This is a genomic window from Acidovorax sp. (genome assembly GCF_046314175.1).
Lineage (GTDB): Bacteria > Pseudomonadota > Gammaproteobacteria > Burkholderiales > Burkholderiaceae_C > Acidovorax.
Map to the genome: position 1 here is coordinate 1 of NZ_JBKBXG010000133.1, position 9,473 is coordinate 9,473.

Here is a 9,473-nt window from a genome sequence, read left to right on the forward strand (position 1 = left end):
GCAATGATTCGGTGTTTGTGCCGTTCTACGGCGTGACGGCGGCCACCATTCCGTCGCTGTCGCGGTTTGCGCGGCTGGGGCGCGCCAAGGTGGTGGGCGTGTATTCGCGCATGACGCCCACGGGCTACGTGGCCGAGGTCTCGCCCGCCTGGGCGAACTACCCCACCGACGACGCCGAGGCCGACACGCTGCGCATGAACCACGAACTGCAGGCCGTCATCGACACCATGCCCGAGCAGTACTACTGGGTGCATAAACGCTTCAAGACACGGCCAGATGGTGAGCCATCCGTGTACTCTTGAGAATATGAGTCAAATAGGCCTCTTGCGCTTATCCAGTAAGCGTTAGTAGCTATTGTTTTGATTGCAAAAAGCGCTGAAGCTCCAGGGCCACGCGTTCGGGGTGCTCGTGCACGATCCAGTGCGAGGCCTTCTCCACCTGCCGCAACTGCAGCAGCGGCACCCAGCCCGGCAGGCCGTCAAGCAGGCCTGGCAGCAAGGCCGGGTCGTCCATGCCCCACAGCACCAGCGTCGGCACTGCCACCGCCAGCATGGAGTCGGGCAGGCTGATGGCCTGGGCCCCCGGATCACCATCGCGGGGTGGGCGCAGAGGGCTGGCGCGGTAGTAGTTGCAGGCGCCGGTCAGGCCTTGTTGCCAAAGCGCGCGGTACTGGGCGCGCACCGCGTCGGTCAGCCATGCGGGGGCGCTGCCGTCTGGAGCGTTGAAAAAAGCGAAAAGGCGGCGAAAGTCGTCTTCTGCCAGCAGGGCCTCGGCGTCGGGTCTGCACAAAAAATGCATGTACTGGCTGCCCGCCTGCTGCGCAGCGTTGTGTGCCAGCTCCCGCACAAAGGCGCCAGGGTGAGGGGAGTTGATGATGGCCAGTCGCTTCATCAGCTGCGGCTGCTGGTTGGCAAGGTTCCAGGCTATGGCGCCGCCCCAGTCGTGCGCCACCAGGCATTCCAGCGCGCCGCCAGGACATTCGTGGGCAATCAGCGCCACCAGGTCCTGCACCAGATGCTTGGCACGGTAGGCATCCACTTCGGCGGGGCTGCTGGACGGGCCAAACCCGCGCAGGTAGGGCGCCACGCAGTGGTAGCCACCGTTTTCGGGGCGGGAAAAGTGCAGCAGCAGCTCATCCCAGATGAAGGCGCCCTCGGGGAAGCCGTGCAAAAACAGCAGCACTGGGCGGCCCGCCACGCCGCTTACGCGGCAGTGCAGGCTGGTTCCGTGGGGCAGGGGAATGGAGACGGTCTGGATCATTGCGCTATGCATTTAATAGCTAATAGCGCTTGATGGATAAGCGCTAGGGCCTAATTTGACTGAATATCCTCAGAATCACCGAGTTCTGGGGGCTCAACGGCGGGGGCAGGTGCTGCGTCGCCGGAGGCTTGCACCGGGTGCGCCCATTGCCACAGCAGCTGTGCCACCTCGTCCACGCCTTGCTTTTTGAGGGCCGAGAACATCATCACCTCTCCGCCAGCCGCGTTCAGTCGCGTAATCGACAGGATCTTGGCTTGCTCAGAGCGTGTGAGCTTGTCGGCCTTGGTCAGCACGATGAGGAATTTCAGGCCTTCTTCGACCCGTGGGCGCAGCACTTCAAGCAGGGCCTCGTCCAGCTCGGTCAACCCGAGCCGGGGGTCGCACAGCAACACGATGCCGGTGAGCCCGGGGCGGCTGACCAGGTAATTGACCATCACCTGCTGCCAGCGCACCTTGTCGGAGCGCGACACCTTGGCGTAGCCGTAGCCGGGCAAATCGGCCAGTACCGCATCGGTCACGCCGTGCTTGCCCAGCGAAAAAAGGTTGATGTGCTGCGTGCGACCGGGCCGTTTGGACGCGAACGCCAGCTGCTTTTGCTGCGTGAGCGTGTTGATGCAGGTGGACTTGCCCGCATTGGAGCGGCCCACAAAGGCGATCTCGGGCACGTGGATGGGCGGCAGGTGGTGCAGCTGCGCGGCCGTGGTCAGGAACCTGGCGGTATGCATCCAGCCCATGGCGATCTTGGCGTCAGGGGCTGGCGGAACGGAGCCAGCAACTGGCGCAGTAGAGGATGTCGTCATGGGGAATTAGGGTACGAGGAAGCCTCATTGTAGAATCGCGAGGTTTTGCGCACATAAACACAGACCCTCGATATGAAGTTGCTCGCCTCTTTGCTGACGGCTGCCGCACTGGCAGCACCTGTTTTTTCGGCCTATGCAGCGGGGGAAACGCCTGCTGCGCCTCCCAAGGCGGCCAAACCGGATCTCGTCAAAGGCGAGGCCCTGTACACCGCAGTGTGTGCGGCCTGCCACGGCGCAGATGGCAACTCGGCCATCGCAGCCAACCCCAAACTGTCGCAGCAGCACCCAGAGTATCTGGTCAAGCAACTGCACGAGTTCAAGTCCGGCAAGCGCAACAACGCCATCATGAAGGGCTTCGCTTCGGCCCTCAGCGATGACGACATGAAGAACATTTCGTACTGGGTGGCTTCCAAGGCAGCCAAGCCAGGGTTTGCCAAAGAAAAAGAACTGGTCTCGCTGGGTGAGCGCATTTACCGAGGTGGCATTGCTGACCGCCAGATCGCTGCCTGTGCTGGCTGCCACAGCCCCAACGGCGCCGGTATCCCGGCGCAATACCCCCGCCTGTCGGGCCAGCACGCCGACTACACGGTGGCGCAGCTGAACATGTTCCGCGACGGATCGCGTGCCAACAGCACGCAGATGACCCAGGTGGCGGCCAAGCTGAACGACAAGGAAATCAAGGCTGTGTCGGACTACATTGCTGGCCTGCGCTGATTGATCACTGTCAAACGGTGGCTTGGTTGATCAGGCCGCACGGAACCTACCGCCAATAACAAACCCAAAACGGGCGGGTCCATCGATCAGATGGTCCCGCCCTTTTTTTTCGCGCCCCGCTGCTCCTCTCTTTCTTCCTCCATGTCCGACAACACCCAAGGCCTTCTCGTCAAGTCTGGTTCCCAGGCGTGGCGTGCCGCGATCGAACTGCTGTCTTCCATGCGGTTCGCCATCTCGCTGCTGACGGTGATCTGTATCGCATCGGTCATCGGCACAGTGCTCAAGCAGCACGAGCCTGCGGCCAACTACGTCAATCAGTTTGGTCCCTTCTGGGCTGAGCTGTTTGCGGCGATTCAGCTCAACGCGGTGTACAGCGCCTGGTGGTTTTTGCTCATCCTGGCGTTTCTGGTGCTCAGCACCTCGCTGTGCATTGCCCGCAACACCCCCAAGATCCTGATCGACCTCAAGGTCTACAAGGAGAACATTCGTGAGCAGAGCCTGAAAGCCTTTCACCACAAGGCCGAAGCCGAGCTGCCCCAAAGCGCCGAAGCGGAAGCGCGCCGTATTGGCACGATGCTGGCCGGTGGCGGCTGGAAGGTGCGCCTGCAGCAACGCGACACCGCCGCAGGCCCGGGAGCCGGGTGGATGGTGGCCGCCAAGGCGGGCGCCGCCAACAAGCTGGGCTACATCGCCGCGCACAGCGCTATCGTGCTGGTGTGCATAGGCGGTTTGCTGGATGGTGACCTCATCGTGCGCGCGCAGATGCTTCTGGGCGGCAAATCGGTCTACACCGGCGGCGGACTGATTGCCGATGTGAAGCCCGAGCACCGCCTATCGGAGCGCAACCCCACCTTCCGCGGCAACCTGCTGGTGGCCGAAGGCACGCAATCCAGCACCGCCATTCTGAACCAGTCCGACGGGGTGCTGCTGCAAGACCTGCCCTTTGCCATCGAGCTCAAGAAGTTCATCGTGGAGCATTACTCCACCGGCATGCCCAAGCTGTTCGCCAGCGAGATCGTCATTCACGACAAGGCCACTGGCGAGAAGACAGAGGCCCGCGTGGAGGTGAACCACCCGGCCAGTTACAAGGGCATTGAGATTTATCAGTCGAGTTTTGACGATGGCGGTTCGCTCCTGAAGCTGCGTGGCGTCCCGATGGTGGCGGGCGCCAAGCCCATCGATGTGGAAGGCGTGGTGGGAAACTCCACCCAGCTGACCAACAACGGCGGCGGCCCTGGCAGCGACACGCTGACCCTGGAGTTCACCGCGCTGCGCACCATCAACGTAGAGAACTTTGCGGATGCGGGCGGCAGTGGGTCCGGCGTTGATGTGCGCAAGGTGGACCTGCGGGAATCCGTCGAGTCGCGCCTTGGTGCAGCCAATAAAACCGTCACCAAGAAGGAACTGCGCAACGTGGGTCCCAGCGTGAGCTACAAGCTGCGCGACGCTGCGGGCCAGGCGCGCGAGTTCCACAACTACATGCTGCCTGTGGACACCGGTGACGGCGTGCCTGTGTTCCTTCTGGGTGTGCGCGAGACGCCCTCGGAGCCGTTTCGCTATCTGCGTGTACCTGCCGACGACAAGGGCAGCATGGACGGCTTTTTGCGCATGAAAACCTTGCTGGCTGACCCTGAGGCACGCGAGCTGGCGGTGCGCCGATACGTGTCCCAGGCCATTGATGCGTCGCGCCCTGACCTGGCAGACCAGCTCCAGCAATCTGCATCGCGCGCACTGGGGCTGTTTGCAGGCCAGGGCATGGTCGATGGCAAGCCGACCGGCGGCCTCCAGGCTGTGTCGGACTTCATGGAAGCCAATGTGCCCGAAGCCGAGCGCGCACGCGCAGGTGAGGTGCTGGTGCGCATCCTGAACGGCACTTTGTTCGAAGTGGCCCAGCTCTCGCGCCAGCGCGCCGGACTGCCTGCCTTGCCGCAAGATGACCAGACGCAGGGATTCATGACCCAGGCGGTGCTGTCGCTCAGCGATGCGCAGATTTACCCCGCGCCGCTGGCGTTTGAACTGAAAGACTTCACCCAGGTACAGGCCAGCGTGTTCCAGGTGGCGCGAGCCCCTGGAAAGAATATTGTTTATCTGGGCTGCGCCTTGCTCATCCTTGGGATTTTCGCCATGCTCTACGTGCGCGAGCGGCGCATATGGGTCTGGCTGGCGCCACAGGACGGCCGCACCCAAGCCATCATGGCCTTGTCGACCAACCGCAAGACCATGGATGGCGACCAGGAGTTTGTAGAGCTCGCACAGAAACTGATCGGGGCAGTGCCCCGCGAAGGCAAAGCATGAACACCGCCACGACAACCACTACCACCATCACCCTGAACGAAGGTTTTTTCGCCCGCCGCAACTGGTTCGACTGGCTGTTTGCCGCCATCGTGCTGGTGGGTGGTCTGTATGCGCTGCAGCGGTATGGAAGCTTCATGGATGGCTATGAAAAAGGCATCCTGGTGGGCACCATCCCGTGCACCATCTGGCTGTGCTGGTTCTGGCGACCCCTGCGCGTTTTGTTGCTCATCGTTGCGGCGGTTTCCCTGATGGCCATCGGTCTGTACCAACAAGACGGCACAGGCAGCCTGGCACGGGCCGACACGGTGTTTGGTCTCAAGTACTTCCTGTCCAGCCAGTCTGCCATTTTGTGGATGAGCATGTTGTTCTTCATGAGCACTGCGTTTTACTGGATCGGGATGTTCTCGCGCGGCGAGGGCAAAACCATGAGCCTGCTGGGCTCGCGCATCGCCTGGGTAGCGGTGGCCATGGCGCTGATCGGCACGCTGGTGCGCTGGTACGAAAGCTACCTCATCGGCCCGGATATCGGCCACATCCCGGTCAGCAACCTGTACGAAGTGTTCGTGATGTTCTGCTGGATGACGGCGGCGTTCTATCTGTACTACGAAGAGCAGTACGACACGCGCGCGCTCGGCGGTTTCGTGATGCTGGTGGTGAGCGCGGCCGTGGGCTTTTTGCTCTGGTACACCGTGGTGCGCGAGGCGCATGAGATTCAACCCTTGGTGCCCGCGCTCAAAAGCTGGTGGATGAAGCTGCACGTGCCTGCTAATTTCATCGGCTATGGGACGTTCGCACTGGCTGCCATGGTGGCGTTTGCCTACCTCATCAAGCAGCAGGCCACCGAAACCCGTTGGTACAAGTTGGCGCCGCTATGGATACTGGGCGTGGTGCTGTGTTTCGAGCCCATCGTGTTCCGCCAGGGCGCGACTGAAAGCGGAGGCAGCTATTGGATGGTGTACTTCGGCATCTCCGCATTCATCGTCGCAGGCATTCTGCTGGGCCGCAAGCGCATTGCAGAGCGACTGCCGTCGTTCGAAATTCTGGACGATGTGATGTACAAGTCCATCGCCGTGGGGTTCGCGTTCTTCACCATTGCGACTGTGCTGGGCGCGTTGTGGGCGGCCGAGGCCTGGGGTGGCTACTGGAGCTGGGACCCGAAGGAAACCTGGGCGCTGATCGTCTGGCTCAACTACGCCGCGTGGCTGCACATGCGTCTCATGAAGGGCTTGCGGGGCACAGTGTCGGCCTGGTGGGCGCTGGTGGGCTTGGCCGTGACAACGTTCGCCTTTCTGGGTGTCAACATGTTCCTGAGCGGCTTGCACAGCTACGGCACGTTGTGATGCCGTGGTGGGGGTCCGGGGCATAGGCGGGTGGGCAGCAACTATTGCGTCTTCGGTGTAACCTGAACAGTCCACGGAACGAATTAACAGTTGCTCTGCTCTATTGCACAGCTGTTTCAACCCGAGAATGACCGGAGGCCCGCCCATGACACCCCACCGCAACACAGGTTTCAATCACCTCATCCCTTCGGAAATCACCCCGCGCTCGGTGTACGAGGACCGCCGCCAGATGCTGCGGTTGATGGCAGGTGGCGCTGCTGGTGCTGCCATGGCGGCATGGGCAGGGCGTGAGGCCATGGCCCAGCAAGCCCAAGTAGCGCGCCCTGGCAAGCTGGCGGCGCTGGCAGGTGCCAAATCCACAGTCGCTGGCGCCATGTCGATGGAGAAGCTGACCGACTACAAGGACGCGAGCACCTACAACAACTTCTACGAGTTCGGCACCGACAAGGCCGACCCTGCACGCAATGCGCACACCCTTAAGACCAACCCCTGGACGGTGGAAGTGGAAGGCCTGGTCAAGAAGCCGGGCAAGTACGGTATCGAAGACCTGATCAAGCTCAGCGCGCAGGAAGAGCGCATCTACCGGCTGCGCTGTGTGGAGGGCTGGTCCATGGTGATCCCGTGGGTGGGCTACTCGCTGGCAGAACTCATCAAACGCGTCGAACCGCAGGGCAACGCCAAGTACGTGGAGTTTGTGACGCTGGCCGACAAGGCCACCATGCCATTTGTGGGCTCGCGCGTGCTCGACTGGCCGTATGTGGAAGGCCTGCGCATGGACGAGGCCATGCACCCTCTGACGCTGCTGGCCTTTGGCATGTACGGCGAAGTGCTGCCCAACCAGAACGGCGCGCCCGTGCGCCTGGTGGTGCCATGGAAGTACGGCTTCAAGAGCGCCAAGAGCATCGTCAAGATCCGCTTCGTTGAGAAAGAGCCGGGCACCGCGTGGAACAAGGCCGCCAAGCAGGAGTACGGTTTTTATTCCAACGTGAACCCCGAGGTGGATCACCCCCGCTGGAGCCAGGCCACCGAACGCCGCATTGGCGAAGATGGGCTGTTTGCCAAAAAGCGCAAAACGCTGATGTTCAATGGCTACGAGGCCCAGGTGGGGCAGCTATACGCGGGCATGGACCTCAAGAAGTTCTACTGACCCTTTGTCTGATGTGTCCTGCACTCGCCCCGTGGTGAGTCTTTGGGGACGCGCGTGAGCCCATGCGAAAACTTCTGCTCCATCCCGCGGCCAAGCCTGTGGTGTTTGTGTTGTGCCTTTTGCCGTTGGCCTGGCTGGTTTACGCCGCGTTGGCGAACCAGTTGGGGGCCAATCCTGCTGAGGCGTTGATACGTGCCACTGGGGACTGGACCTTGCGCGCACTGTGCGTGGTTTTGGCAGTAACGCCGCTGCGGTTGCTCACGGCAACTCCACAACTGGCCCGGTTTCGACGCATGTTTGGATTGTTCGTGTTTTTCTACGCGGCGCTGCATCTGCTCAGCTACAGCTGGTTTGACATGGGGTTTGATGTGGCCGACATCGTGCAGGACATCATCAAGCGTCCCTTCATCCTCGTGGGCTCTCTGGCGCTCTTGATACTGACGCTGCTGGCGGCCACCTCGTTCAACCGCGCCATCAAGGCCATGGGTGCCAAGCGCTGGCAGGCGCTGCACCGCACGGTGTATGCCGTTGCGGCGCTGGCCATTCTTCACTTCTTCTGGATGCGCGCGGGCAAGAATGACTTTGGCGAGGTGGCGGTGTACGCGGCTATTCTGGGGGGGCTGATGGGGTGGCGTGTCTGGAACTGGCTGCGCAAGCGGAGTGTGGCAGGGGAACGCGCCCTGTCCGCAGCTGCGCCCCGCACATCAGCCCGCAATAGCTAGCTAAAATTGCGCTATAAAATTTATAGCTAATAGCGCCTTATGAATAAGCGCCAGAGACCATTTTCACTCATATTCTGATTTTTTGAGTTAACGACCCATTGTTGGTGGGGCTGGGCGCATCTTGCGTGTGACGGGGTCGATAAAATCCGTCGGGATCTGGTAGGCCCGGTCGTCGAACAAATCGATGCCGCACATCAGATTTTCGATCCAGTCGAAGAAGTCGTTGATGGCTTCCTTGCCCATGATGGGCGCACCGTGTTGTGGCACCAGCATGGAGATATCCAACTGACGGGCCATGCGCGTCCACAGGCGCAAGATCTTGTTGGACACCATGTAACGTCGGTGAAACCCTTCCATTCGCGGTATGTGCGCCTTGAGGTCGGTGATCGGCACACGCGCCTCAGCGCCTGACATCATTGACACCCCCAGGTCACCGGTGAACAGGATGCGGCTCACCGGGTCGTAGAAGTGAAAGTTGCCCTCGGAGTGCATGAAATGCGCGGGAAGCAGCACCAGTTCATGGCGCCCCAGCGGCAGGTGGCCGCCGCTGTCGGGCACGCCGATGACGCGGTTTTCCGTCTTGCCTACTTTGGTGAAGTGCGGAGCAAAACGCTCCCACACCCGAGAAATGACAAGGTTGGCCTTCGTGCTGGTCATCCACCGGTCCAGGGACGCAATGATGTCCGGATCGGCATGGGATGCGATCAGGTAGGACAGCTTGTGTGGCGGGAAATGTTTGGTCATTCCCATGAACAACTCATTGAATGCGAGGTTGCCGCCCGGGTCGATGATGGCGCCCGTGTCGTCGTCCACAATCAAAAACTGGTTGGCTTGCACCGCCTGGCCGTCCTCCTCAATGAGGTCGGTGAACATCAGGCAAGCGTGGTTCTTGTCGCGGTAAAGTTCAATGGCCATGGCTGTCCTGCGGTGCAATAAAGCGCAGACTGTACGAGTGCCATGGTGTCGGGTGCTTGATGGAGATCAAGTGAAGGGCGAATGACCACGCGCGGTGGTCTTAGAACCTGTTCAAGGTCTTTTCGGGGATCGCGTTGGAGTGCAATCGGGATGAGTGGATGCTTCGGGTGCGCAGCGTGGGCTTGTGCCCATGCAAGCAGCCGGGGCGTCCAATCGCCCGATTTCACTCCAACCCTTCGGGCAAGTATCTTGCCGGGCGGTCTGCGGCGTTGCGGCGCTT

At 61.3% G+C, this 9,473-nt stretch carries 8 protein-coding genes and 1 pseudogene; 6 read left to right on the forward strand and 3 right to left on the reverse strand.

The genetic code is table 11. From position 1 onward, the window contains the following. Positions 1–302: pseudogene (locus ACK4OE_RS23905) on the forward strand (lipid A biosynthesis acyltransferase); the annotation flags it as partial. A gap of 49 nt (positions 303–351) precedes the next feature. On the opposite strand, the gene ACK4OE_RS23910 reads toward ACK4OE_RS23905, so the two are convergent. Next, a complete protein-coding gene (locus ACK4OE_RS23910) occupies positions 352–1,260 on the reverse strand; it encodes an alpha/beta fold hydrolase (RefSeq protein WP_409888788.1) in 909 nt (302 codons plus the stop codon). Between the two features lie 50 nt (positions 1,261–1,310). Beyond that, the gene (yihA, locus tag ACK4OE_RS23915; protein WP_409888790.1) at positions 1,311–2,060 is read right to left on the reverse strand and encodes a ribosome biogenesis GTP-binding protein YihA/YsxC; all 750 of its coding nucleotides are present in this window, start codon (positions 2,058–2,060) and stop codon (positions 1,311–1,313) included. Between the two features lie 72 nt (positions 2,061–2,132). On the opposite strand from yihA, the gene ACK4OE_RS23920 reads away from it, so the two are divergent. From ACK4OE_RS23920 to ACK4OE_RS23940, 5 genes are all read left to right on the forward strand, one after another. Further along, entirely contained in the window at positions 2,133–2,774 is a 642-nt protein-coding gene (locus ACK4OE_RS23920; RefSeq protein ID WP_409888792.1) for a c-type cytochrome, read from the forward strand. A 141-nt stretch (positions 2,775–2,915) separates the two neighbouring features. Beyond that, the gene (locus tag ACK4OE_RS23925; protein ID WP_409888794.1) at positions 2,916–5,069 is read left to right on the forward strand and encodes a cytochrome c biogenesis protein ResB; all 2,154 of its coding nucleotides are present in this window, start codon (positions 2,916–2,918) and stop codon (positions 5,067–5,069) included. After that, positions 5,066–6,409 carry a c-type cytochrome biogenesis protein CcsB gene (gene ccsB, locus ACK4OE_RS23930; protein ID WP_409888796.1) on the forward strand — a complete coding sequence of 448 codons (1,344 nt, stop codon included), beginning with the start codon at positions 5,066–5,068 and terminating at the stop codon, positions 6,407–6,409. Before ACK4OE_RS23925 ends, ccsB begins: the two co-directional genes overlap by 4 nt. A gap of 145 nt (positions 6,410–6,554) precedes the next feature. Further along, positions 6,555–7,556: a protein-methionine-sulfoxide reductase catalytic subunit MsrP gene (msrP, locus tag ACK4OE_RS23935; protein WP_409888798.1), complete on the forward strand. Its 1,002-nt coding sequence runs from the start codon at positions 6,555–6,557 to the stop codon at positions 7,554–7,556. A gap of 62 nt (positions 7,557–7,618) precedes the next feature. After that, entirely contained in the window at positions 7,619–8,278 is a 660-nt protein-coding gene (locus ACK4OE_RS23940) for a sulfite oxidase heme-binding subunit YedZ (protein ID WP_409888800.1), read from the forward strand. 87 nt (positions 8,279–8,365) lie between these two features. Here the strand turns inward: ACK4OE_RS23940 and ACK4OE_RS23945 are convergent, their stop codons facing one another. After that, entirely contained in the window at positions 8,366–9,193 is an 828-nt protein-coding gene (locus ACK4OE_RS23945; protein WP_409888802.1) for an MBL fold metallo-hydrolase, read from the reverse strand. Between the last annotated feature and the right edge of the window lie 280 nt (positions 9,194–9,473).

Excerpts from the sequence above, each read along its gene's own strand:
- ACK4OE_RS23910 (WP_409888788.1), bottom strand. The coding sequence starts at position 1,260 with ATGATCCAGACCGTCTCCATTCCCCTGCCCCACGGAACCAGCCTGCAC.
- yihA (WP_409888790.1), bottom strand. The coding sequence starts at position 2,060 with ATGACGACATCCTCTACTGCGCCAGTTGCTGGCTCCGTTCCGCCAGCC.
- ACK4OE_RS23920 (WP_409888792.1), top strand. The coding sequence starts at position 2,133 with ATGAAGTTGCTCGCCTCTTTGCTGACGGCTGCCGCACTGGCAGCACCT.
- ACK4OE_RS23925 (WP_409888794.1), top strand. The coding sequence starts at position 2,916 with ATGTCCGACAACACCCAAGGCCTTCTCGTCAAGTCTGGTTCCCAGGCG.
- ccsB (WP_409888796.1), top strand. The coding sequence starts at position 5,066 with ATGAACACCGCCACGACAACCACTACCACCATCACCCTGAACGAAGGT.
- msrP (WP_409888798.1), top strand. The coding sequence starts at position 6,555 with ATGACACCCCACCGCAACACAGGTTTCAATCACCTCATCCCTTCGGAA.
- ACK4OE_RS23940 (WP_409888800.1), top strand. The coding sequence starts at position 7,619 with ATGCGAAAACTTCTGCTCCATCCCGCGGCCAAGCCTGTGGTGTTTGTG.
- ACK4OE_RS23945 (WP_409888802.1), bottom strand. The coding sequence starts at position 9,193 with ATGGCCATTGAACTTTACCGCGACAAGAACCACGCTTGCCTGATGTTC.